The sequence below is a fragment of the Campylobacter sp. MIT 12-8780 genome (genome assembly GCF_006864535.1).
GTDB lineage: Bacteria > Campylobacterota > Campylobacteria > Campylobacterales > Campylobacteraceae > Campylobacter_D.
On record NZ_QHLL01000009.1, the window covers coordinates 1 to 23093 of the forward strand.

General features: G+C 35.4%; 23 protein-coding genes. 6 read left to right on the forward strand and 17 right to left on the reverse strand.

Going from position 1 to position 23093, the window contains the following annotated elements; all coding sequences use genetic code 11:
• Nucleotides 1-129 precede the first annotated feature (129 nt).
• The 4 genes from DMB95_RS07425 to ccoG all read right to left on the reverse strand — a co-directional run bounded on the left by DMB95_RS07425 (nt 130) and on the right by ccoG (nt 3786).
• Complete coding sequence (locus DMB95_RS07425) at nt 130-654, reverse strand: MotE family protein (protein ID WP_142931544.1); 525 nt, start codon at nt 652-654, stop codon at nt 130-132.
• Nucleotides 647-1072, reverse strand: coding sequence for a flagellar export protein FliJ (locus DMB95_RS07430; RefSeq protein WP_142931545.1), 426 nt, complete (start codon nt 1070-1072; stop codon nt 647-649). Before DMB95_RS07430 ends, DMB95_RS07425 begins: the two co-directional genes overlap by 8 nt.
• Complete coding sequence (locus DMB95_RS07435; protein ID WP_137633533.1) at nt 1069-2319, reverse strand: adenylosuccinate synthase; 1251 nt, start codon at nt 2317-2319, stop codon at nt 1069-1071. The genes DMB95_RS07430 and DMB95_RS07435 overlap by 4 nt, the downstream gene beginning before the upstream one ends.
• A gap of 105 nt (nt 2320-2424) precedes the next feature.
• A complete protein-coding gene (ccoG, locus tag DMB95_RS07440) occupies nt 2425-3786 on the reverse strand; it encodes a cytochrome c oxidase accessory protein CcoG (RefSeq protein ID WP_142931546.1) in 1362 nt (453 codons plus the stop codon).
• Between the two features lie 148 nt (nt 3787-3934).
• Here ccoG and rpsU point away from each other — a divergent pair, with 148 nt between their 5' ends.
• Nucleotides 3935-4147, forward strand: a complete 213-nt coding sequence (gene rpsU, locus DMB95_RS07445; RefSeq protein ID WP_034903277.1) for a 30S ribosomal protein S21 — start codon at nt 3935-3937, stop codon at nt 4145-4147.
• 179 nt (nt 4148-4326) lie between these two features.
• Here rpsU and DMB95_RS07450 read toward each other — a convergent pair whose 3' ends face one another.
• The 3 genes from DMB95_RS07450 to DMB95_RS07460 form a co-directional block, all read right to left on the reverse strand.
• Nucleotides 4327-5301 (reverse strand): iron-sulfur cluster assembly scaffold protein, encoded by a 975-nt coding sequence (locus DMB95_RS07450; protein ID WP_142931547.1) that lies wholly within the window; start codon nt 5299-5301, stop codon nt 4327-4329.
• Nucleotide 5302: 1 nt separating this feature from the next.
• Entirely contained in the window at nt 5303-6493 is a 1191-nt protein-coding gene (locus tag DMB95_RS07455; protein WP_142931548.1) for a NifS family cysteine desulfurase, read from the reverse strand.
• A gap of 171 nt (nt 6494-6664) precedes the next feature.
• On the reverse strand, nt 6665-7819 hold the full coding sequence (locus DMB95_RS07460) for a hypothetical protein (RefSeq protein ID WP_142931549.1): 1155 nt from the start codon (nt 7817-7819) through the stop codon (nt 6665-6667).
• A gap of 301 nt (nt 7820-8120) precedes the next feature.
• Between DMB95_RS07460 and DMB95_RS07465 the strand changes: the two genes are divergently transcribed.
• The gene (locus DMB95_RS07465; RefSeq protein ID WP_142931550.1) at nt 8121-9416 is read left to right on the forward strand and encodes an O-acetylhomoserine aminocarboxypropyltransferase/cysteine synthase family protein; all 1296 of its coding nucleotides are present in this window, start codon (nt 8121-8123) and stop codon (nt 9414-9416) included.
• Between the two features lies 1 nt (nt 9417).
• Complete coding sequence (locus DMB95_RS07470) at nt 9418-10314, forward strand: homoserine O-succinyltransferase (RefSeq protein WP_142931551.1); 897 nt, start codon at nt 9418-9420, stop codon at nt 10312-10314.
• Nucleotides 10315-10451: 137 nt separating this feature from the next.
• Here the strand turns inward: DMB95_RS07470 and DMB95_RS07475 are convergent, their stop codons facing one another.
• From DMB95_RS07475 to greA, 7 genes are read right to left on the reverse strand one after another with little or no spacing between them, the layout of a single operon-like run.
• The gene (locus DMB95_RS07475) at nt 10452-11432 is read right to left on the reverse strand and encodes a transaldolase (protein WP_142931552.1); all 981 of its coding nucleotides are present in this window, start codon (nt 11430-11432) and stop codon (nt 10452-10454) included.
• 11 nt (nt 11433-11443) lie between these two features.
• A complete protein-coding gene (gene serB / locus DMB95_RS07480; RefSeq protein WP_142931553.1) occupies nt 11444-12070 on the reverse strand; it encodes a phosphoserine phosphatase SerB in 627 nt (208 codons plus the stop codon).
• Nucleotides 12070-12588 (reverse strand): chemotaxis protein CheW, encoded by a 519-nt coding sequence (locus tag DMB95_RS07485; protein WP_034903305.1) that lies wholly within the window; start codon nt 12586-12588, stop codon nt 12070-12072. Before DMB95_RS07485 ends, serB begins: the two co-directional genes overlap by 1 nt.
• Nucleotides 12589-12591: 3 nt before the next feature.
• Nucleotides 12592-14880, reverse strand: coding sequence for a hybrid sensor histidine kinase/response regulator (locus DMB95_RS07490; protein ID WP_142931554.1), 2289 nt, complete (start codon nt 14878-14880; stop codon nt 12592-12594).
• A gap of 3 nt (nt 14881-14883) precedes the next feature.
• Nucleotides 14884-15840, reverse strand: a complete 957-nt coding sequence (locus tag DMB95_RS07495; RefSeq protein ID WP_142931555.1) for a chemotaxis protein — start codon at nt 15838-15840, stop codon at nt 14884-14886.
• Between the two features lie 2 nt (nt 15841-15842).
• Nucleotides 15843-16655, reverse strand: a complete 813-nt coding sequence (locus tag DMB95_RS07500; RefSeq protein WP_335890352.1) for a metallophosphoesterase — start codon at nt 16653-16655, stop codon at nt 15843-15845.
• A gap of 4 nt (nt 16656-16659) precedes the next feature.
• On the reverse strand, nt 16660-17145 hold the full coding sequence (greA, locus tag DMB95_RS07505; RefSeq protein WP_142931556.1) for a transcription elongation factor GreA: 486 nt from the start codon (nt 17143-17145) through the stop codon (nt 16660-16662).
• 334 nt (nt 17146-17479) lie between these two features.
• Between greA and DMB95_RS07510 the strand changes: the two genes are divergently transcribed.
• Nucleotides 17480-18514: a hypothetical protein gene (locus tag DMB95_RS07510; RefSeq protein ID WP_142931557.1), complete on the forward strand. Its 1035-nt coding sequence runs from the start codon at nt 17480-17482 to the stop codon at nt 18512-18514.
• Between the two features lie 147 nt (nt 18515-18661).
• Here DMB95_RS07510 and lpxB read toward each other — a convergent pair whose 3' ends face one another.
• Nucleotides 18662-19771 carry a lipid-A-disaccharide synthase gene (gene lpxB, locus DMB95_RS07515; protein WP_142931558.1) on the reverse strand — a complete coding sequence of 370 codons (1110 nt, stop codon included), beginning with the start codon at nt 19769-19771 and terminating at the stop codon, nt 18662-18664.
• Between the two features lie 90 nt (nt 19772-19861).
• Nucleotides 19862-20662 (reverse strand): 3'-5' exonuclease, encoded by an 801-nt coding sequence (locus tag DMB95_RS07520; protein ID WP_142931559.1) that lies wholly within the window; start codon nt 20660-20662, stop codon nt 19862-19864.
• A 64-nt stretch (nt 20663-20726) separates the two neighbouring features.
• Between DMB95_RS07520 and waaC the strand changes: the two genes are divergently transcribed.
• Together waaC and DMB95_RS07530 are read left to right on the forward strand one after the other, a co-directional pair.
• Nucleotides 20727-21743, forward strand: a complete 1017-nt coding sequence (gene waaC, locus DMB95_RS07525; protein ID WP_142931560.1) for a lipopolysaccharide heptosyltransferase I — start codon at nt 20727-20729, stop codon at nt 21741-21743.
• Entirely contained in the window at nt 21740-22621 is an 882-nt protein-coding gene (locus DMB95_RS07530) for a lipid A biosynthesis lauroyl acyltransferase (RefSeq protein ID WP_142931561.1), read from the forward strand. Before waaC ends, DMB95_RS07530 begins: the two co-directional genes overlap by 4 nt.
• On the opposite strand, the gene mscL is transcribed toward DMB95_RS07530, so the two are convergent.
• On the reverse strand, nt 22618-23073 hold the full coding sequence (gene mscL / locus DMB95_RS07535) for a large conductance mechanosensitive channel protein MscL (protein WP_142931562.1): 456 nt from the start codon (nt 23071-23073) through the stop codon (nt 22618-22620). The genes DMB95_RS07530 and mscL overlap by 4 nt on opposite strands.
• Nucleotides 23074-23093: the final 20 nt, after the last annotated feature.

The window sequence follows — 23093 nt, forward strand, 5'->3', positions numbered from 1 at the left end:
TATATTGTTTGTTATTTTCAATTTATTGTTTTTAAAAATGAAAAAGCATTATATCAAAAAAAAAAAAAACGAAAGGGGGAGTTGGGGAGTTTTTGTGAATTAAAAGCAAGTTAAAATTTACAACATAACTCATTCACTACTTGCGTTTAAATCCCCTTGTTTTTTAAGAAGCAGGGTTAATTCGCTTGCTTTGGCTGCTTGCATTTTTGAAAGCACGCCTGAAATTTTTCTTGAGTCTAAAGAAAGCATGATCTTACTTGCCTCCTCAGCGTCCATAGCACTAAGCACATCAGCAATTGCTGTATCTTTCATCTGCGAGTAAATTTCTTTTACTCTATCACTTGTTTTTGAATTAATCGCTTTTAAATTAGCTTCACTTCTTCTTAAAAGTTCTTCATTTTCAGCTTTTGTTTGTTCTATTTTGGCTAAAGTTGCGTTTAATTCGGCTTCTTTCTTGGCTAAGGCTTCAAACCTTTCTTTTTGCAAGGCTTCAAAAGAAGCTCTATAAGCTTCTAAAGCCTGTTTTGCTTCATCAAATTCACGAGTTTGCACTTCAAGTTGCTGTCTTCTTGTCTCTAAATACTGCTCTTCATTTGTCAAGGCATAGATAAAACTACAACTTAAAACTATAAAAAAAATACTTTTTTTACTCATCTTTTGCTCCATAAAAATGTCTGCTTATAGCGATTTCATCGAGGAATTTTTCCTCTTCTTTTTTAAGACGTTTTTGCATAGCTTTGAATTCTTCACTTTGTAAGTATTTGATCTTTTCATAATCCAAAGAAGCCCTTTTATAAAGGGTTTGATAATGCAAAACTTCTTTTTGACTTAGCTCAAGTTTTTCTTTGGCTCTTTCTTTAACATTTCTTGCGATTTCAAGCATTTCAAGACTTTGTTTAAGCATTTGTGTGTTGCCATTTTGTGGCAGGACAAAGTTTGCACATTCTAAGCTTGCATTTTGAAAGGCAAGTTCATTTTGCGCTTGTCTTTGCTTTGCTTGACTTAAATTCTGCTCAGCCTTATCAAGCCCTTGTTTTTTAACCTTTAAAACCGAGCTATATTTGCTTTTCATAAGATTATAGTGTCATCTCTTTCTGGGCTTGTTGAGATATAGCCGATCTTTACTCCGCAAAGTTCTTCTAAACGTTTAAGATAAAGCTTTGCATTTTGTGGCAAAAGATCAAAGTCTTTGATACCAAAAACCTTATCCCAGCCCTCAAGCTCCTCATAAATAGGCTCAGCATTTTCCAAATCATTTGGCATATAATCAATCTCTTCGCCCTTATAACGATAAGCTTTGCAAATTTTTACCTTTTCAAAGCCATCAAGCACATCAAGTTTCATCAAAGCAAGGCTATCAAGCCCATTTAAACGAGCTGCATAACGCACAGCCACAGCATCAAACCAGCCACAACGTCTTTTTCTACCAGTGCTTGTGCCAAATTCTTTGCCAATCTGAGCTATTTTTTCGCCATCTTCGCCCTTATCCTCGCTTGGAAAAGCTCCATTTCCCACTCTTGTAGCATAAGCTTTAACTATGCCTAAAATTTTTCCTACTTCTTTGGGATTAAGTCCAAGTCCTGTTAAAGCGCCTGCTGAAATGGTGTTTGAGCTTGTTACAAAAGGGTAAGTTCCATGATCAATATCAAGCATAGAGCCTTGCGCACCTTCTAAAAGCACTCTTTTATCTTCATCAAGAGCCTTCCAGAGCATTCTTGTTGTATCTGTGATGAAAGGACTTAAAATTTCGCTATAGCGTTTTAAATCTGCTAAAAGCTGCTCTTTTTGTGGGATTTGAATTTCAAGCAAAGAAAAAAGCATTTTGTTGTTTTCAAAGTCTTCAAACAAAGCTTCGCAAAGCCTTTGCGGTTCTAAAAGCTCACTTACTCTGTGTCCTACACGACTAATCTTATCAGCATAGCTTGGTCCTATGCCTTTTCCTGTAGTGCCTATAGCATTTGCACCTTTAAGCTTTTCTTTGGCTATATCCATTAAAGTATGATGAGCTAGATTTAAATGCGCTCTATCGCTGATGAAAAGTCTGCCTTTGAGATTGTCAAACTGAGCCATTTCGCTGATGAGTACTTCTGGAGAAACTACAACCCCATTGCCGATGATATTGATACATTGAGGGTGTAAAATGCCTGAAGGTATGAGATGAAGGGCGTAGCGTTGGTTATTTACCCAGATTGTGTGTCCAGCGTTGTGTCCGCCAGCACTTCTACACACAAAGTCGTAATTTTCACAAAGCTTATCAACGATCTTACCCTTGCCTTCATCGCCCCATTGTATGCCTACAACAATATCTGCTTTACTCATCAAAACTCCATATTCAAGAAAAATTTAAGCTTTCATTGTAACAAAAAAAGCTTAGTTAAAGATTAACTTAAACGCTACGCACTTGTTTTACTTACGCTTTTAACTTTAATCTTTTTGTATATCTTTTGGATACACAAAAATGCTTTCCCTCTCAACCTTGATCTTTTCGCTTTCATCAAGAGCAAAGGCTGTGATTTTAAGTGGTAAAATCGTATCTTGATCTTTGTTTTTGCTAAGATTTTTTTCAGTTTTTAAAACAACGATTTGTTTGCTTTTTGCTCCAGCTTTAAGGGTAAAAGGCTTACTTGGACGCACTATGCTTAAAGCATTTTCATCTCCTTGAATTTCTACTTTAAAATAATACTCATGGGCTTTATTATCAGTGTTATCAAACAAAAATACATAGGCATTGCTTACTTCAGTTTTTCCGTCTTTTTGTTCTATGTGGTAAAGTTCGCTGCTGCGGTTGATATTTAAGAGCATATGTTCTTTTTTGCTTCCCATAAAAATCAAAATTATCACAGCTACGGCTAAAACAATGCAATAGGCTATAGTCCTAAAGCGAAAATACCGCACTTTTTGCCTTTTTTCTACAGCTTCAAAACTCGTCCAGTTGATGAGACTTTCTCGCTTGAACTTATCTTGTATCTTAGAGCAAGCATCAGCACATTCTAAGCAGTTAATACATTCAAGCTGCATACCGCGTCTTATATCAATATGCGTTGGACACACAGCCACACAGGCTTCACAGCCTATACACTCACCTTGCGGAGGTTTTTTATAAAGTTTTGTCGCTCCATCAAAAACCTTGCCACCTCTGTGTTCATCATAAATAACTTGAATGGTATTAGTATCAAACATAACAGATTGTATTCTTGCATAAGGGCATACATAAATACAAAAATTTTCAGCCAAAAAACATACATCAAGAGTGAGAAAAAACGAGGCAACAAACAAAATTCCCATTAAAAGCAAATGCTCGCCCGGATTTTGAATATAAGCAAAAAAGTCCTCAGGTGGCACAAAATACCACAAAAAATTACTCACAGCCACTAAAGAAAGAGCGTAAAAAATCAAAACAGCAAGTATTTTTTTAAGGATTTTTCCTTCATAATTTTTTTGTTTATTGGCTATGGAAGTGCGAATTTTTAAAAGTTTTGTTTGGATTAAATCCCTAAAAATAACGCGAAATATAGTCTGCGGACAAGACCACGCACACCAAATTCGCCCTCCTAAAGTCGTGATGAAAAAGATACCCAAAAATAAACAGATGAGTAAAAATGGCATTAAATAAAGCTCTTGAGTGCTAAAAGAGATGAAAAAAAGATCAAGCTTTTTATGATCAAAGCTGAGTAAAAAAAAGTGGTTGTTGTTTATACGGATAAAGGGTAAGATCAACGCGATACAGGTAATGATAATAAAGCTAGTATATCGTTTGCGTGCATAATGTGTGATGAAATTTTTCATATTTTTTCCTTGTTCTTTATCAATTAGCTTTGATTATAATACAAGAATGCTAAAACAAATTTTAAATTTTTATACTCTTTTTGAAAAAATGGGTGAAAACTATGTTATAATTTGCCTTTCATTTTAAAGTAGAAAGGCGGTGATGTAAATGCCAGGAGTTAAGGTTCATGCTAATGAAAGCTTTGATGAAGCGTATAGAAAATTTAAAAAACAAGTTGATAGAAATCTTGTCGTAACAGAAGTAAGAGCAAGAAGATTTTTTGAGCCTATGACTGAAATTCGCAAAAAACAAAAAATTTCAGCTCGCAAGAAAATGCTTAAAAGACTTTATATGCTTAGAAGATACGAGTCTAAACTTTAATTATTTATGAGATTTGCAAAAGCTTTAAAATCGTGCTTTTGCAAATTTATTTTTCTTTTTAAAAATTCTTATTTTTTATCAGGATTTAAGAACAATACCAAAAAATTCACAAAAAATCAAAAGAAAATAACTAAAAAAGCTCAAAAGCCTCTCATTGTGAAGCTTTTGAGACAATCTTATCATACCGGCATAACGCGGATATTTGGGCTAAGTTCTTCTTGTAAGATATTTTCTATAGCATATAAAGTTGCGCCACTTCCGCTTGCACAGCCGTTGCACGCTCCTAAATAACGTATATAAATATCCACATTTCCTTCATTTGACTTTTGTATATCAATGACTTCTAAATCCCCTCCATCGCTGTGAAGCATAGCTCTAATTTCAGTATCTAAAACGCTTTCAACAGCTTTAAGTTGCTTTACCATAGTCATCTCATCAAAGCTCATATCATCATGTGTTGCAGCCATTTTAAGTCTTTCTCTTTCCATTTCAGCCCTTGTTTCAGCTAAAATATCTACAAGATAATAATCTTTTTTCTCATGCCCACCCGGTTTAACACAGGATTTGCAAAATGCACCTGCTTTGGTGTATTGTGTGATTTCTTCAACTGTGTGTAAGTCATTTAGGCGAATAACTTCTTTAATCGTGCCAAGCGAAACTCTAGCACACTCACACACTATGATTTGATCTTCAAAGCTTTCTGCATCTACACCCATATATTGAGCTGCAGCTTGTTTGATCACATCATAAGCCATTACCGAGCAGTGCATTTTTTGAGGTGGCACAGCTGGGGTGTTTTCATTGTCTCTCATTGCAAATTCAACATCTAAGTTGGTGATTTTTACTGCGTCTTTGACTTGCTTTCCTATGCAAAGATCAACCATAGTATCAGAGCTTGCTATAGCTGTGCCACAGCCAAAGCTTTTAAATTTAGCATCTTTGATAGTATCTGTTTTTTCATCAACAAGCCAGTAAAGTCTTACCGCGTCCCCACAGCTTTCAGCTCCAAAATCAGCTACGATGAGTCTAGCATTAGCTTTTGCAGCGTCTTCTTCTGTAAATTCACCCATGTGGCGAGGATTATTCATTCTGTCTTGGACTTTTTGTGAATACTCGTCCCAAATAGATCCACCGATTAAATTATTTTTTCCCATGTTAATTCCTTTCTTTGTAAGCTTTTGGTATATATGCATAAGTGCTTGAAATTGCCCTTAAACGCTCGGTTGCAAGCTTAATTTGCTCGCTTGCATAATCAATTTCTTCTTCAGTATTAAACCTTGATAAAGAAAGCCTTAGCGCAGTGTGGGCTAGATCATTTTCTGCGCCTATTGCTTCCATGATAGGATTACTTTCTAAGTCCTCGCTCGCACAGGCTGATCCGGTGCTTGCTGCAATGCCATTTTTATTTAAATCCCAAAGCATAGCCTCGCCTTCAACACCTTTAATGCTTGCTAAAATCGTATTTGGCACGCGATTTGTTCTGCTACCAACCACGCTTGTATCAGGTAGAGCTAAGATAGCATCTTCAAGCTTATCTCTTAAGCGTTTGATATGAGAATCCTCATAATCAAGCATTAAATTTGCTATCCTTAAAGCCTCGCCCATAGCCACTATACCAGCCACATTAAGCGTGCCACTTCTGCGTCCGCCCATGTGTTCTCCGCCGTGTAAAAGCGGGCTGAGCTTAATGCCTTTTTTGATATATAAACCACCCACGCCTTTTGGTCCGTGAAATTTATGTGCTGAAAAGCTTGCTAGATCAACCCCAGCAGCATTAAAATCAACTTTGATCTTACCCACAGCTTGAGTGGCATCAGTGTGAAATAAAGCCCCATATTCATGACTTAGCTCGGCAAGCTCTTTGATAGGAAAGATCATGCCTGTTTCGTTGTTTGCCCACATAACATTAACAAGGGCTGTTTTTTCACTGATGACGCTTTTAAGATCATCTACGCTACAAAGTCCCTCGCTATTTACGGGCAGATCAATAACTTTTACCCCAAGACTTTTTAGAAAAAAAGCCGCCATACTTACGGCTGGGTGTTCAACGCCAGAGATGATAACTTCATCGCGTTCCTTGCCTAAGATATAATCAAAATAAATGCTTTTAAGCACCCAATTAATGCTCTCAGTAGCACAGGAAGTAATGATTATATCATCAATATCCCTTGCACCAAGTCCAGCATAAAGCTTATCCATAGCTTCTCTTAAAGGTGCATGTGTGGCTGAACCCCATTGATGAAGCGAATTTGGATTGCCATAATGCTCGGTTAAAAACGGCTGCATAAGCTCATAAGCACTTGGATCAAGTTTTGTTGTTGCGTTATTATCTAAATATACTTTCATTGTGTTTTATCCTTTGATCTGCGAAAAATAAAGCTTTTAAAAACAAACTAATTAAATTGATAGTTATTTTTAATAAGATTTATTTTATCTTGTTAATTTATCTGCAAATAATAACACAAAAAAATAAAAATAAGTTTAAAATTATCCATTAAATTTTAAAATTGTGCGAAATCACGACATAACGCTCATATACGAGCGAACGATTTTGTTAAGATTTGCTTGTTTTTGTCTTTGAGTGTAGAAATTTTCAAGCGAGTTTTGTCTTGTTTGATTGATTTGGTTGAGTTGTTCTTGATCGCTTTGTGTGCTTGCTTCTTGCTTGATTTGTTTAAATTCAGCATTTAAAGCTTGCGTATAAAGTGAATAAATCGAGCTTGAGCGTGTAAATTCTTCGATATTTAAGTCTTTTTGATAGTTAAGATATTGTTGATAGAGTAGGTTTAATTTATCGCTTTGTGTGTTTTGTTTGCTTACTCCATTGACATACAAATACAAATCAAAGCTCATTCTTTCCTTGCTTTGCTCTTGAATATAGTTCTCAAAAGAACCTTCGCCTTGAAGCATTTTGTAAAAATTTTGGTGTGAGTTTAGATTTAAATTCACCGGCTCGATGAAAAAATTTATTTCTTCGTTGGCACTTTTTATATCTTTGTGTATAAAATTCATCAAAAGTCCGCTTTTTGAAACTTCACTTTCTTTGTTTAAATAAGGCTTAATAAGCTCGTTTTGGCTTGTATTATTTATAGCTGAGTCAAAGTGAAAATTGATAATTTTGTTTTCAAGGTTTAAAGGTATAAGGTTTTGATTGTGCGTTAGGGCTGAATTTAGCTCGTTTTCTCCTTTATAAAGACGTGTAATTTCACTTGAAAAATCTCCACTTTTTGTAGAAAAGCCTTGATAAAGTCCAGCAACCTCGCCTCGATTTAAATAAATATTATCATTTTTTGCAAATTCAGGTTCAACAGCTTTTAAAGCTAAGTAATAAGTATTTAAAAGTTGGGGCAAGTCGATTTTGCTAAAGCTTAAATTTTCATCTTGCTTCATAAGCTCTTTGGCTATACTTTGCACGCTTTTTATGTTAATTTCATAACTTAAAGGTAAATTTGCAGCATGGTTTAAATCCTTTTGAAAAATGCCTTTTTCATCAGTTCTAAAGCCAAATTCACTTGCAAAACTTTGAGTTTCAAACTCAACTTTTAAATCAGGATTTTTCACCTCTTGGGTGTGAATTTCTTGAGTATTTTGGATATTTTTTTTCTCATTATTTACATTTAATGCTTGGGTTAAAAGAGTATTAGAACTCGAAAAACTTGTATTAATGTCCATAAAACCTTCTTTTCATCATATTGCGTTTATATAAAAGCAAAAAGTATTCCAATTTTATTTTTTTAAAAAAACTTGACTTTTACAATGAAAAAAGCTACAATGAAAATTTCAAAAAAAACTTAAAAGGAGAAGCCAAATGAATATGTCTGTTTTCATTCAAGCACTTGTCCTTTTTTCTTCTATGGCAAATATGCGTGCTTTTGCGCGCTAAAAACTCTTATTTTATTTATCTTTAACACTTAATTTAAGTTAAAAGCCTTTGTGCTTTTATGATTTAAACCCAATAAAAAAGGAAAACAAAATGCCAAATTTAAAACATGATGATTATGCAAGTGCGACTTTAGCTCTACACGCAGGCTATGAATATGAAGGCAAAAGAACCACAAGCGTGCCACTTTATCAAAGCTCAGCTTATAGTTTTGAAAGCCTAGAACAAGCTGCAAATCGCTTTAGCCTTAAAGAGATAGGCTTTACTTACTCAAGAATGGCAAATCCAACCATAGATGTGCTTGCTAAAAGGCTTGCTGCTATTGAGGGTGGAGCTATGAGTGCTGTGGTGGCTAGTGGGAGTGCGGCGATTTTTTATGCAGTGCTCAATCTTGCTGAGTATGGAGATAATATACTGTATGCAGATAAAATTTATGGAGGAACACAGACTTTGTTTGTGCATACACTTAAAAGGCTTGGTATATCGTGTAAAAGTTTTGATCTTGATGATTTAAGCACGCTTGAAGGGGCGATCGATGAAAGAACTAAGCTTATTTTCTTTGAAAGTCTTTCAAATCCTCAAATTGCAATTGCTGATACAGAAAAAATCACACAAATTGCTAAAAAGCATAATATTATCAGTATTTGTGATAACACTGTTGGGACACCTTTTCTTCACAAGCCCTTTGAATTTGGCGTTGATGTGAGTGTGTATAGTCTGACTAAATATACTAATGGGCAAGGAAGCACTTTAGGCGGGGCAATCATTGAAAGAAAGGGCTTAAATGAAGTGCTTATAAATAATCCTCGCTATACTCAGTTTAACACCCCAGATGAAGCCTATCATGGCTTAATTTATGCGGATTTAAATTTACCGCTTTTTTGTTCTCGTGTATTGCTTGAATGGCTTAGAAATACAGGAGCAAGTTTAAGCCCTTTTAATGCTTGGCAGCTTTTACAAGGACTTGAAACCCTTGATCTTCGCATACAAAAACACAGCCAAAATGCCCTTAAAATAGCCCAGTTTTTAGAGGCTCATCCTTTGGTTGAGGAGGTGAATTACCCAGCTTTAAAAACAAGCCCTTATCATCAACTTTTGCAAAAATATTTTAAAAATAATCAAGCAAGTGGGCTTTTAAGCTTTGAAGCAAAGAGTTTTGAGGCAGCTCAAAGAATTTGTAATGAGCTTAAACTTTTTTCTTTGGTTGTAAATATCGGAGATAGCAAGAGTTTGATTATACATCCTTTTTCAACGACACATTCTCAGCTTAGCAAAGAGGAGTTAAAAGCAGCTGGCATTACGCCAAGCACACTTCGTTTAAGCATAGGACTTGAGGACGCAGATGATCTTATCGCTGATTTAAAGCAAGCCATAGAAAAGGAGGGTTAATATGCCTTTGATTATCCCTAAAGAAATTCCAGCCTTTAATCTTTTGAAAGATTTTACCTTTATTATCGATGAAACAAGGGCAATCACTCAAGATATACGCCCTTTAAAAGTGCTGATTTTTAACCTTATGCCAACAAAGATAGAAACAGAAAATCAGCTCTTATCCTTGCTTGGAAACTCGCCTTTGCAAGTTGAGATTACCTTGCTAAAGACAAAAAGTTATGAGAGCAAAAATACAGATAAAAACCATCTTGATCGCTTTTATGTGAGCCTTGATGAGATTAGGGGGCAGAAATTTGACGGCGCTATCGTTACAGGAGCGCCCATTGAGCATTTGGATTTTGAAGAGGTAGTGTATTGGCAAGAGTTTGCTGCAGTTTTAAGCTATCTTAGAACACACACCACAAGCACATTATATCTGTGCTGGGGTGCAATGGCAGCTTTATATCATTTTCATCAAATTCAAAAGATTTCTTTGAAAAAGAAGCTTTTTGGTGTGTTTGAGCACGAATTTGTGAGTGAGGACTTGCTTTTAAGTGGGCTTGATGAACGCGTGAAAATGCCTCATTCTAGGCATTCTGGTATCAATGAGGCACAAATTAGGGCAAATGAAAGCTTGAAAATTTTGCTTGAGGGCAAACAAAGTGGCATAAGTATGATAAGGGATTTTAAAGATGTGTTTATACTCGCACACCCAGAGTATGCCAAATTTACACTTGATGCTGAATATAAAAGGGATTTAGACAAAGGCGAGAGTATAGAAAAGCCTTTAAACTACTACGATGAAAATGGCAAAGTAAGCTTTTGTTGGCGATCAAATGCGAGTGTGATTTTTCATAATTGGCTTAATTTTGTCTATCAAGTTACACCTTATCAATTATCTTTTGCCTCGGTTTAAGGAGCAAGAGCGGTTAGCTTTAGCAAATTTTAGGGGTTGAAAGAAGAAAATGAGCTTTGTTTGAATACGAAATTAATACGATTGTTTTAAATTCAAACAAGCTTTGTTGCAAATAAAACTTGTTTGAATGGTGTATTTTAGCTTTGAATAGCTTGTAAAATTTCCTCATAAGCTATGCAAAATTGTTTTAAGCCATCATCAAGTAAGTTTTTGCTGGCTTTTTCAAGCTTGTCTTCAGAGATATTTTTATACAATTTTTTTTCAAGCTCACTCTTGCTTTCACACTCAAGCAAAGGCGAGTTTTTATAAGCTTTGATTGCATCAAGTGGAGCTGTGTTTATGCTGTGTTTGAATTTTAAAGCCTTGATATAATAATCCTTGTCTAAATCATCGCCTTTTACGCCTGTGCTTGCAAAAAGGGTGCGTATATTTGGCTCATTTTGCTCTTTTATGTGGGTGTAAGCAAGGCTGGCGTTGAGTATGCCGATTTGATTTTTATCAAGCACTTTGTTGTTTAAAAGCCGATCAAAACGACTTACAAAGACACTGATAACAGCTTGTGGGCTTTGAAGCTGTCCTTTAAGGGCTACATTTTTCTTGCGAAAGGCTTTTAAGCCTTCATTAAGAGCTTCAAAGCATTCTTTTGCTTGATCAAGCGAAAAGATCAAAGTTGCATTAACGCTGATACCCTCGCTCATCAAAACGCTCATCACCTCATAACTTTGCTTAGTAGCTGGCACTTTCATCATGACATTTTGTTTGCCTATGGCTGAGTAAAGCCTTTTTGCCTCTCCTATGCTTAAAGCTGTATTGCTTTGTAAATGTGGATCGATCTCAAGGCTGATAAAACCATCATCTTTTTTTAAAAAGTTTAAAGCAAGCTTATCAGCAGCCTTTGCTATGTCAGCTATGGCTAGGTTTTCATAAATTTCTTTTGCGTTTTTGCCTTTGAGTGTGGTGATTTTTGCTTTATAGCTTGGGTGATTGAGTATAGCGCTTTTAAAAATAGCTGGATTTGAAGTCGCTCCGTTGATTTTGCCACTTTGTAAAAGCTCTACAAATTCAGTATCTAAAAAGCTATCTTCAACAAAATCGCACCATAATGAGAAATTTTTCATTTTTTTCCTTTTTAATTTATATATTGAATGATTTCTTTTAAGTCTTTTTTTTCAACACAAATGTCAGCATGAGCTTTTAAGGCTTCTTTGGCACAAAAAGCGATTTTAAGTCCGCTTTCTTTAAACATAGAAATATCATTTGCCCCGTCCCCTACGCATAGCACTTCATCTTGTTTTATATTTAAAAGCTTTTTAAGTCTTTGAAGCATAAGTCCCTTTGAGTTTGAAAACATCATCTCTCCGCCCACAAGTCCGCTTAAAAGTTCGTTTTTATGGTGCAAGAAATTTGCAAAGGCTATGTCAAATTTGAGTGTTTTTTGAGCTTCATTTAAAGCCTCGTGAAAGCCACCACTAAATACAGCGATTTTGATATTTTTGCCTTTTAGATGAGAGATAAGCTCTAAGCTACCTTTTATCAAAGGTAAATTTGCACAAGTTTTAAGCACAAGCTCATAAGGCATACCCTTAAGCAAAGCTACCCTTGCTTGCAAGCTTTCAAAAAAATCAAGCTCGCCATTCATAGCCTTATGAGTGATCAAAGCGACTTGATCTCCTACTTTATAAGCCTTTGCAAGTTCATCTATAGTCTCGCCGTCCATTAAAGTGGAGTCAAAGTCAAAGACGCAAAGTTTTAACATTAAAATTCGCGTTTGAGTAGAGATTCGACTTTAAGTATAGTAAAGATATTATCATCTCTTTTGCCTATACCATAGATCATACCCTTTTCTTTTAGTAAAGTTTCAGGTGGCGGATCAATGCGGTTGCGATGAATTTTAATAGCCTCTGTAAGTCTATCAATGACAAAGCCAGCACTTCCACCTATACCACTGCTTGCTTCCTCGCCCTTAAGCACGATATAACGTGTTTGTGGTGTCATTTTTGAAACACCTAGATTAAAGCGCTGAGCTAGATCAATAAGAGGCATTACATTGCCCCGCATATTAAATACGCCTAAAACATATTCAGGCACATTAGGCACACGGGTGTATTCTATGGGCTTAATGATCTCTTGGATATTAAGGATAGGTATAGCATACTCCTCATCGCCTACAACAAGCCCTACAAGTTGTATAATTTCATCTTCTTTGTTATTCTCATAGGGCTGAGAAATTTGCACTTGCTGTTTTTGGAAAACTTGATTTAATTTATCACTCATTTTCTATCCTAGTTTTAAATTTTTCTTCACAACATTTTCAAGATATTCTGGAGAATATGGCTTGGTAATGTATTCTGTCATACCTACTTCAACACCTCTTAAACGATCCGTTTTGCTTGTTCTTGAGGTAACAGCAATGAGTGGAAGTTGGCGGTATTTAGAGTATTTTCTAATCTCGCCAGCTAAGGTGTAGCCGTCCATTCTTGGCATTTCTATATCAATAAGCATAGCGTCTATTTCTCTATCGTTTGACTTGACAACTTCAAGAGCTTCAACCCCATTTGTCGCTTCGATAATGCTTACACCAAGTGGTTCAAGAGCTTTTTGCATAAGGGTTCTATCCATTTTGCTATCATCAACGATTAAGACATTATAATCACTTGGCTGTTCTTTAGGCTTTTTGACATTTGACTCAATTTGAGCTTTTATATCGACTTTGATTTCTTTGGCTAAATTCATCATCACGCCAACATCGATGATCAAGGTTACGCGTCCATCGCCTCTTATGGTTGCTCCTGCTATACCTTGTATATTTTGTAAATAATCACCCATAGACTTAATAACAATTTCTTCTTGTCCTACAAGCGTATCTACAATGATACCAAGTTTGCTTTCAGCTACGCCGATAACTACCACATAAGTTTGACTTTCACTTTCTAAGATCTGCTTAACTCCAAACACATCACTTAGACGAACGAGTGAAAGCACTTCATCTCTTAAGCGAAGCACATTTTTGCCTTCTATAGTGTAAATGCTATCTATTGGCACGCGCACGGTTTCAAGCACGCTTGCAAGTGGTATAGCGTAGTATTCTTCTTGTGTGCCTACAAGTAGAGATTGGATAATGGCTAGAGTGAGTGGAATTTTAAGCTTAAACACAGAGCCTTTTCCAAATTCGCTATCGATTTCAATCACGCCATTGAGTTTTTCGATATTAGTTTTCACCACATCCATACCTACGCCGCGTCCTGAGACATTTGTAACCTTAGCTGCTGTTGAAAAGCCCGGTTTAAAAATCAACGCAAAAGCCTCTTTATCTGTCATTTGGCTTGCTTCTTTTTCAGTGATGAGATTTTTCTCAAGGGCTTTTTGCTTAAGCATATTGGCATCAAGCCCCTTTCCATCATCAGTGATTTCTATAACGATGTGATTACCTTCATTGTAAGCTTTAAGTTGCACTATGCCTTTTTCAGGTTTGCCAGCCGCAGCTCTTACTGAAGGCTCTTCTACGCCGTGATCGCAAGAATTGCGTATCATATGCATGATAGGATCGCCGATTTCTTCAACTATTGACTTATCAAGCTCGGTTTCTTCACCTGAAATTTCAAGCTCTATTTGCTTGCCAAGCTCACGGCTTAAGTCTCTTACAACGCGTGGGAATTTATTAAATACCTTTGCGATAGGTTGCATTCTTGTTTTCATCACAGCAAGTTGCACATCTGTTGTGATAACGCTAAGTTGAGAAACAACTTGGTTGAGTTCTTCTAGGAATTTTTCGCCCTCATAACGTTCTTCAACATCATCATAAATTTTAAGCAAGCGATTTTTACCCAAAACAAGTTCGCCTACTAAGTTCATCAAATGATCAAGTCTTTTCACTTCAACGCGTATAGTTTGATCCATAGCCGCACCACTTGATCCGCCTTGAGCTGGCACCTTCTTTGCAGCTGGTGCGTTTGCAGCAGGAGCTGGTTTTGCAGGAGCTGGATTGTTTTTTTGTTTTTCTTGACGACGCGCTTGATCTTCAGCTTTTCTTGCTTTAAGTAAGCGTTCGATTTCAGCTTCTACTTCAGCATCACTTAATTCATTGACATTGACTTCTTTTTCTGGCTCAGGTGCTGGTTCTTCTTTTTTTACTTCGCTTGCACTTTCTTGTTGTGTGGCTTCTGCTGATGTGCCATTACCCTCAGATATGGCTGTGAGTTTAGCACAAATTGGTGCTATATCCATACCTATAGCAGTATCATTGCCATTATCTCGTATGCAGTTAAGCAAGGTTTTCATTTTATCAATTGACTCAAGCACCACATCCATGATATCTGGAGTAATTTTAAGATCGCCGTGTCTTGCTTTGTTAAGCACATCTTCCATGTGGTGTGTAAGCTTGGTTAAAACATCAAAATTTAAAAAGCTTGATGAGCCCTTAACTGTGTGCGCAACACGAAATATGCTATTAAGAAGTTCTAAATCACCCGGATTAGCCTCAAGTTCGACTAAATCATGATCGATTTGATCGACAAGCTCAAAAGCTTCGACTAAAAAGTCTTCAAGTATTTCTTGCATATCGTCCATAATTTACTCCTGATATTGTGCTTCGTGTTCTTTGATAACACGGGTGATTTCTGAGAAGAAGTTGTTGGCGTTAAATTTAACCAAATACCCATCTCCTCCTGATTCTTGTATGCCTTTTTCGCTCATAAATTCATTAGAAAGTGATGAATTAAAGACTATAGGTATAGTTTTAAAACGTTCATCTTCTTTAATGAGTGCAGCAAAGTGAAAGCCGTCCATTTGTGGCATTTCCACATCTGAAACGATGATTTTGAGTTGAGTTTTAATGTCATTTCCATACACTTGATAGAGTTCATTAAGCTTTTGCAAGCCCTCAACTCCATCTTTTGCTTCAACGACTTGAAATCCCATTTTTTGAAGCATATCTTTTACTCTTTTTCGTGCAGTTAAACTATCATCTAAAGTAAGAGCTATACCACTGAATTTTTCTATACTTGAATAATCCACTTCAGTTTTTGGCGTATAAATTCCAAGATCCTCAACCACGCTTTCTAAGTCCAAGATGAGTAAAACTTCATCATTTTCTATACGCGTTACGCCAGTTATCTTACCTTTATCAAGTGCACCTGAACCCGTTGAAAAAGTGGCTGGTTCTATATCTTTCCAGTTAATTCGGCGAATTCTTTTGGCTTCATGCACGATAAAGCCGATAAGTGTATTGCTAAACTCAGTGATAATAACTCTTGGTTTTAGCATAGAGTCTTTTGGCTCGGTGATTTGCATCCATTTTGCAAGATTGACTACCGGAATGACTACACCACGAAGATCAAAAATCCCCTCTATGTAATCAGGCACGCCCGGAAGCTCGGTAAGGGTTGGGATTTTGATGATTTCTCTTACTTTAGAGACATTTACACCATAAATTCCCTCATACACCTTATCTTGACCTTGCTTGAAAATACGAAAATCAACAAGCTCCATTTCGTTTGAACCCGTTTTTACGATATTTTCGTCAAACATTCTTATCCCTTTAATTTCTTTTCTTGAAATTTGACTTTCAAGGAGCATTCTACTACAAAAAAACTTCTCTCATATGCAAAACTCGCTAAATTTATATATTTTATTGTTTTTTCATTTAAGGTAAAGTTTTGATGATAATGCCCTTCTATAATCAAACTCCCATCTTTTGGATAGTTTAAAACTCTTTTTTGAGCTAAATTTTTAAAGTCTTTGATAGCAAAAAAAAGATTTTTTTTATTTTGATTGCTAAGAATTTTTTTATAGATCGCATTGCAAAAGAGTATATTTAAAGCATTTAAAAAGTAAAGTAAAATTTTATTTCTTAGGCTTTTTAGAGCAAAACTAAGCAAGGGCGGTAAAAAAATATCTCCATGGGCAAGATAAACACACTTAACATTATCAAATTCTATAGTTTTAAGGTTTTCAAGTCTTTTGTTAGCTTCTAAAATAGCTTTATTTTCATTAGCTTCAGTTTTTAAGAAAACAGCCTTTAAGGGCTGATCTTGAAGTGTAAAAACCCTTACTTTTTTAAAGAGTTTTTTAAGATTAAAATCATGATTACCCTCTATATAAATGATTTGCATTGTTTCACAAAGTTCTTCAAGTAAGGCTATATAAGGCTTTGCAAAGTTATGCGTGGCTTTTATCTCGCCGATTAAAAGATCAAAAATATCACCCATTAAGATCAGCTGGGGGCTTTGAATTTCACCCTGTTTTAAGGCTTGTAAAAAGTCCCAAAAGCCTTTTCTTTGCTCGTTTTCATGAGCATCAGCTAAAAATATAGCGTGATTTTCAATTGTGATACATTCTTGCATAAGTTTAAAGCTTTAAAGCCTCATAAGCAATGCTTATTATCTCAAATTCGCTCTCGCCCTTTGGGAGCTTTACACGAAAATCATCGCCTTCTTTTTTGCCTAGCATTGCCCTTGCAAGTGGCGAATTTATAGAGATATAGCCCTTGTCAAGATCAGCTTCTGCTATACCTACTATGGTGTATTTGCTCTCTTTTTCTGTGTCCATATCCATGATAACAACACTTGAGCCAAATTTTACGCTTTCATGTTCATAAGAGCTTGGATCGATGATTTGTGCGCGTGAGAGCAAGTCGCTAAGCTCAGCTATCCTACCTTCTATAAAGGCTTGTTTTTCACGAGCAGCGTGATACTCGGCGTTTTCTTTTAAATCTCCATGCGATCGGGCTGTATCGATTTCTATTACAACAGCTGGGCGTTGCTTATTTTTTAAGTCCTCAAGTTCAAGAGCAAGTTTTTCATAGCCTAATTTGCTCATCGGTTCTTTTTGCATACTTATCCTTTTATAAATCTTTCGTGCAAGCGAATTTTAGCTAAATTTCAAAACACAAAGCAAAATTTAGCAATTTTTTTTAAAAAAAGTTATATATCATAAATTATAAGCAATGCATGGGGGGGGGGGGGTAAGATTATTTTGCAATAAGAGACTTTGAGGCAGTATCTAAAGCAAAATTAACTTGTGTAAATTCGTATCAATACAAACAAAAAAAGCTTGCAAGGCTCTTTAAAAAAAGTTATGAAGAATTCTTTTTTATTTGTTTTTGCTTATTTACCTTATATAAACCTTAATAAATCATAGTGTTTCTAAGAATAAAGAAGGAGCTAAGATGAATGATATACCAGAAACTATAGATCAAACTAAGGCTTTTGAAAGTCTTGATAGTCTTATAAATGGCTTAGATTGCACTAAAAGCACTTCAGCTGCTCTTATAACTGAGGGTAATTTTGTCTATGTTAATGATAAAGATATTGTTGAAACGACTGCTTATAATGATGAAACTCGTATAGTTTTTGAAGAAACTATCTTAAGAGGTGGGATTTTAAGAGGGGATAAATATATCAGCGATGATATGAAATTTAGCTTTCATTTTGATGAAAATTTGCGTCTTATCGTGACTTCTGTATGTAAAAATACTAGCATTACTATCAATAATTTCTTTCAAGAGCATGAAAATTTTGGCATAAGACTTCGTAAAAAAGCTGGTAAAGAGCTTGGCTTTATCTACTGCAATAGCTTTGATGTACATGCTTATATAAAGGCTTTTAAAGAGATAGCTCCTTTTATCTCAAAAAGAGTGTTTAAAGACAAAGATACGCTTTCTAAGCTTTTTGTGAATAATTATAAAAGTATGAGAGATGGAGTTTTGGGACCTTTTTATACGCCTGAAGATTTTGTAGAAGCTATAGATAAAATAAGCTTTAATCCTCAAAGCCTATATTTGCTTAATGTAGCCATGATAGAAATTATGAGTCAATTTACCAAGCACAATGGCTTGCTAAAAGAACTTTATGTCATTTCAACCACGCCTTTACTTGATAAATTCCGCTGGCAAAGCATGGTGGAAATGATGAAAAATTTAAATAGAAATATAGTCAAAAACACTCCAGAAAAAAAGGAAAATCAAGTTAAAGTGCATGGCTTTGCTTTGGGAACTGATCTTGATTTTTTAAAATTTATGTGCGAGGATAGTGGTGGGATATATACAAGGGTTGATTCTATACTTGAGTTTAAAAGAAGCATTTTAACAAGGCTAAGTGATGGGGTTTTACCTGATCCAAAAGAGCTTGGTAAAGACGCACAGATTCAAATCATTACGCCAAATAAAATTTATGATCCAGATGATGCGGATAATAAAAACTAAGAATTTCTTAGCACTAATGTATAAATTATAAAAGAATTTGATGGATCGCTTCAGTTTTATAGCTTTGTAATGACAAGGTAGAATTTTTATAATGATAAATTTTCATAGCCAGCTTAGTAAAGTAATCCACAAAATCAATTATATATCTTAAGCTTCATTAAGAATTTTTGCTACATTCAAAGCCGAGCCAAATTGCAAATACGCTCTTACAAAGGCTACTTTGTTAAAAAAATTCCCATAATCAAAGCTTTCATAAGCTTTTAAAAGATTAGACACATTCACTTCATCTTGTAAAAACTCAGGATTTAAGGCACTTTGGCTAGCAAAATCACAGATTAAGTTTGCAAGCCCTATGTATTTGAGCTTCACAAAAAGTTTAGCGATGAAAAAATCAATCCCCTTTGCCTTGTAAGCTAGCACAAAAGGCGTTCCAACAAGAGCAGCTTCCAAAGTAGCTGTGCCAGAGCAAATAAAGGCAAAATCAGCCTTTTTAAGTAAAAAAGGAGTATTACTTTGCACTTCAAAGCCACTTATATCGCCGTAAAGTTCAGGGATTTTATCAAGATTAAAGCTAGGCACGCACAGCACTTTTTTAGCCTCAAATTTACTTGCAAGCTCCTTAAAAATAGGCATTAAACGCTTGATCTCACTCTTTCTTGAACCGGGCAAAAAGGCGATAAGCTTTTCATTTTCTTTTTTGCTAAGTATATCATTTTGCTCCTCTAAACTCTTATACTCCTTGATCTCATCAAGCAAAGGATGCCCCACAAATACACTTTTACTAAAAAACCGATCATCAAAAGGCAAGATTGAAGCTAAAATATCAAAATTTGCCTCTATAATAGGAATTCGCCCCTTCTTCCAAGCCCAAACTTGAGGCAGTATATAATAAATCCGCCTAGTCTTTGAACCAGCCTTTTTTAAAGCCTTAGCAAGAGCGATATTAAAAGCTGGAGAGTCTATGCAAAGCACGCCATTAAGCTTACGCAATTTTTCAAGCTCAAAACTCAAATCCACAAGCTCTTTAATAGCCCTTTTAGCCTTAAAAATAAGAGGCAAAACCTCAACAAAACCCATAGCAGAAAACTCATGCGAGCTATAAAGAGGCTTAGATTTAAGCCCAAACTCCTCACACAAAGCCTCATCAAAGATACCTACAAGCTCAAAATCCCCAAATTCTTGTTTGAAACTTTTTAAAACTTCTTTCAAATGCAAATTAGCCGAAGGCTCAAGCGCTGAGACGAGGAAGGTTTTCATAAATTAACTCCAAAATATATAACTTAAATATAAGCAAGTTCTTAATTATAGCTGAATTTTTTCAATCACACTTTAAATTTATTTTATCTCCTAAGCAAGCTCACGCATCCGCTCCACTTCCTCATCGCAAGATTTAGCAAAAATTTCTACATAGTTTCTATGGGCTTTTTCATTTTGTAAGCATTCTTTCATGGTTAAAAGATAGCTTTTATAGTCTTCATCGCTTAAATTTCCTTTTATAAGTTCGTATTTTAGGAAGAGCATGTAAGTGTTTAAAGTGTCGCTTTCGCAGTATTCGTGGATTTGTTCGAGTTTGTTTTCGTGGTAAAGCTCATAGACTTGATCCCCGCTTACATCGTATTTGCCGGGTAAATTTGCCATTACGCATAATGTGTCAAGCTTTAAGCCTCTTGCGTTAAAGCCGCCTAAGCTTTCAAAAAGATCACAATGCTTGCTTTCGCTGTATCTACTTTTATAATTATCCCATTTGTTGCTAAGTGTGTCAAGGTAGGTGCTGGCTTTGATATTGTATTTTAGAGCACGTAAGACGAGCAAGGGCATGTCAAAGTTCTTGCCATTAAAGCTGACTAAGCGAGGCTCGCATTTGTCGATAAAGCTAAAAAAATTAGCTATCATTTCTTTTTCATTTTCACCTTCGATTTTATTGACTTTTATAAAGCTGCCAAACTCATTAGCAATCACGGCACAAATGCTGACTATCTTATGAAAGGGTAGGGTTAAAAACTCACTTCCACTTGTTTCAAGACTCTTTGCAAGTCCTTGTTTGCACACACTTAAATCATCGCCCTCAAAGCCATAAATTTTACGCAAAAGTTCAGTATCAGGCACACTTTCACAATCAAACACGCAGATATAATTTTGATTTTTCATCGTTTTAAACCCTTTGTAAAAAAAAATTTGTTACAATCTTAGCTAAAAATTCTAAAGAAAAGAAATGAAAATAGCCATAGTTAAACTTTCAGCACTTGGAGATATTATCCATTCAAGCATAGTTTTACAATTTATCAGAAAAATTCGCCCCGATATAGAGCTTGATTGGTTTGTTGATGCGAGGTTTTTTCATATCTTGCAAGATCATCCCTTAATCGATAAAGTCTATGCCCTGCCTTTAAAAGATAGGAAAATTCTTAAGATTCTTAAAATGCTTTTTCGTTTAAGAAAGAAAAAATATGATCTAGTCATCGACTTACAAGGGCTTTTAAAATCAGCCATTTTATCACGCATACTTTCGCCAAATGTCTTTGGTTATGATAAAGACAGCATTAAAGAAAGCATAGCAGCAAATTTTTACAATCAAAAATTTTTCATCTCTTATAATGAAAACATCATCATTCGCAATCTCGCTCTTGTTTCTTTTGTCTTTAATGAAAGCTTTGAGCTTGATGATATCTTGCATAAGAAAGATTGCTTTAGCCCAAAATTAGAGCTAAAAGAAAAGCTTAAAGAGGAGTTTAAGCTTGATGAAAATGAAAAAAATATACTCATTCATGTAGGCTCAAGCATAGAAAATAAAATTTATCCAAAAGAACGTTTTGCTTTGCTTTGCAATATGCTTACTCTACGTTTTGAAAAGGCAAAGATTTTTTTGTGCTGGGGAAATGCCAAAGAAAGAGAATTTGCCCAAGATATCATCGCTCACACAAACTCAGCTCAAGTTAGGCTTTTAAGAAAGCTTCATTTGCAAGAGCTTATCGCTATGACAAAGCTAAGTGATCTCATCATCGGTAATGATAGCGGTCCTACACACCTAGCTTTTGCGATGAATAAGCCTTCTATCACCATCTTTGGAGCAACCCCAAGTCAAAGAAATGCGTATCAAACACCGATAAATAAAGTCATTGATAGTGGTAAAAAAATCACAGATGCAAGGCACATAGATAAGAGTGATTTTTGTATCAAATATATCGATGAAGAAAAGATTTTTGAACTTGCAGTCGAGCTTTTGCAATGAAGATTGATTATGTGTATTTAGCAGCTTTTTATCTTTTGCGTTTTTTGGTGTTTGTGCTACCAAATTTTGCTTTAAATGCCCTTGCAAATGGGGTAGCTAAGATCGTTTTTAAGCTCAATCACAAGCATAGAAAAATTATTGATACAAACTTAAAATTTTGTTTTCCAGAGCTTAATCAAGCTCAAAGAGCTGAGTTAGCTTTGAAAATTTACATAAATTTTGCTCATTTTGGTATAGATTTTTTTAGAAATCAAAATATTAGCCCAAAAGATTTAGAAAAAAAAGTGAGTTTTGAGAATGAAGAAGAGTTTTTGAAATTTGTAAAAAGTGATAGAGCTATCGTTTTTGTAACGGCTCATTTTGGGAATTGGGAGCTTTTGCCTCTAGCTTTTGCGAATAAATACAAAGCCATTTCTATAGTGGGAAGAAGGCTTGATAGCGAGCTTATGGATAAATTTTTAGTAAAAAATAGAACTCAACTTGATGTTGAGCTTATCGATAAAAAAGGCGGACTAAGAAAAATGCTTTTGGCTCTTAGAAATAAAAGGGCTTTAGGAGTTCTAACCGATCAAGATGCAAGTGATAATGAAAGCATGGTGCTTGAGTTTTTTGGAAAAAAAGTCAATTGGCTTGTGGGAGCAAGCGTGATCGCTAAAAAAAGTGAAGCCTTGCTTATACCAGCTTTTATTTACAAAGCTTCAAATGACTCTTATATCATCAAAGCATTTAAATCAATGGACGCTAAAGAGCATTCAAGTGAGGAGCTTACGCGCTATCAAGCGAAGTGTTGTGAAGAGATGATTAGGTTTAAACCAGATGAGTATTTTTTCTTTCACAAACGCTTCAAACGCTTTTATAGCACAGCTTATGAGTCTTAATCAAGAGTTGAGGTGCAGTGCGGACATCGTGTTGCTTCTAAATTTATACTTGAGCAACAATATGGGCATTTTTTGTCTGTAGTGGCTTGTTTTTCTTCTTCTAAATGAGCTAAATGTTTGAGCTTTGAGATGATTTTAAGCAGTAAAAAAATGCTAAAAGCGATGATGATAAAGCTGATGAGCGTATTGATAAAAAAGCCGATATTAATCGTTACAGCTCCAGCTGCTTTAGCCGCTTCAAGCGAGGCATAAGGGGCTTTTGTCGCTCCTTCTTTGAGTATAAAGAAAAGGTTTGAAAAATCTACTCCATTAAGCAAAAGCCCAAGTGGTGGCATAATGATATCTTTTACTAAAGAATCAACAATCTTTCCAAATGCTGCTCCTATAATGATACCAATCGCCATATCAAGAGCATTTCCTCTAGCGATAAAGTTTTTAAATTCTTGAAACATTTTTTCTCCTTATCTTTGTG

What these genes read in the sequence shown, in the direction of transcription:
- DMB95_RS07490 (WP_142931554.1), bottom strand. Translation starts at nt 14,880, where the DNA reads ATGGACGATATGCAAGAAATACTTGAAGACTTTTTAGTCGAAGCTTTT.
- greA (WP_142931556.1), bottom strand. Translation starts at nt 17,145, where the DNA reads ATGCAAAAAGAACCGATGAGCAAATTAGGCTATGAAAAACTTGCTCTT.
- DMB95_RS07510 (WP_142931557.1), top strand. Translation starts at nt 17,480, where the DNA reads ATGAATGATATACCAGAAACTATAGATCAAACTAAGGCTTTTGAAAGT.
- rpsU (WP_034903277.1), top strand. Translation starts at nt 3,935, where the DNA reads ATGCCAGGAGTTAAGGTTCATGCTAATGAAAGCTTTGATGAAGCGTAT.
- DMB95_RS07455 (WP_142931548.1), bottom strand. Translation starts at nt 6,493, where the DNA reads ATGAAAGTATATTTAGATAATAACGCAACAACAAAACTTGATCCAAGT.
- DMB95_RS07520 (WP_142931559.1), bottom strand. Translation starts at nt 20,662, where the DNA reads ATGAAAAATCAAAATTATATCTGCGTGTTTGATTGTGAAAGTGTGCCT.
- DMB95_RS07435 (WP_137633533.1), bottom strand. Translation starts at nt 2,319, where the DNA reads ATGAGTAAAGCAGATATTGTTGTAGGCATACAATGGGGCGATGAAGGC.
- DMB95_RS07450 (WP_142931547.1), bottom strand. Translation starts at nt 5,301, where the DNA reads ATGGGAAAAAATAATTTAATCGGTGGATCTATTTGGGACGAGTATTCA.
- serB (WP_142931553.1), bottom strand. Translation starts at nt 12,070, where the DNA reads ATGTTAAAACTTTGCGTCTTTGACTTTGACTCCACTTTAATGGACGGC.
- ccoG (WP_142931546.1), bottom strand. Translation starts at nt 3,786, where the DNA reads ATGAAAAATTTCATCACACATTATGCACGCAAACGATATACTAGCTTT.
- DMB95_RS07470 (WP_142931551.1), top strand. Translation starts at nt 9,418, where the DNA reads ATGCCTTTGATTATCCCTAAAGAAATTCCAGCCTTTAATCTTTTGAAA.
- DMB95_RS07500 (WP_335890352.1), bottom strand. Translation starts at nt 16,655, where the DNA reads ATGCAAGAATGTATCACAATTGAAAATCACGCTATATTTTTAGCTGAT.
- DMB95_RS07485 (WP_034903305.1), bottom strand. Translation starts at nt 12,588, where the DNA reads ATGAGTGATAAATTAAATCAAGTTTTCCAAAAACAGCAAGTGCAAATT.
- DMB95_RS07475 (WP_142931552.1), bottom strand. Translation starts at nt 11,432, where the DNA reads ATGAAAAATTTCTCATTATGGTGCGATTTTGTTGAAGATAGCTTTTTA.
- DMB95_RS07495 (WP_142931555.1), bottom strand. Translation starts at nt 15,840, where the DNA reads ATGTTTGACGAAAATATCGTAAAAACGGGTTCAAACGAAATGGAGCTT.
- lpxB (WP_142931558.1), bottom strand. Translation starts at nt 19,771, where the DNA reads ATGAAAACCTTCCTCGTCTCAGCGCTTGAGCCTTCGGCTAATTTGCAT.
- DMB95_RS07430 (WP_142931545.1), bottom strand. Translation starts at nt 1,072, where the DNA reads ATGAAAAGCAAATATAGCTCGGTTTTAAAGGTTAAAAAACAAGGGCTT.
- DMB95_RS07465 (WP_142931550.1), top strand. Translation starts at nt 8,121, where the DNA reads ATGCCAAATTTAAAACATGATGATTATGCAAGTGCGACTTTAGCTCTA.
- DMB95_RS07460 (WP_142931549.1), bottom strand. Translation starts at nt 7,819, where the DNA reads ATGGACATTAATACAAGTTTTTCGAGTTCTAATACTCTTTTAACCCAA.
- waaC (WP_142931560.1), top strand. Translation starts at nt 20,727, where the DNA reads ATGAAAATAGCCATAGTTAAACTTTCAGCACTTGGAGATATTATCCAT.
- DMB95_RS07425 (WP_142931544.1), bottom strand. Translation starts at nt 654, where the DNA reads ATGAGTAAAAAAAGTATTTTTTTTATAGTTTTAAGTTGTAGTTTTATC.
- mscL (WP_142931562.1), bottom strand. Translation starts at nt 23,073, where the DNA reads ATGTTTCAAGAATTTAAAAACTTTATCGCTAGAGGAAATGCTCTTGAT.
- DMB95_RS07530 (WP_142931561.1), top strand. Translation starts at nt 21,740, where the DNA reads ATGAAGATTGATTATGTGTATTTAGCAGCTTTTTATCTTTTGCGTTTT.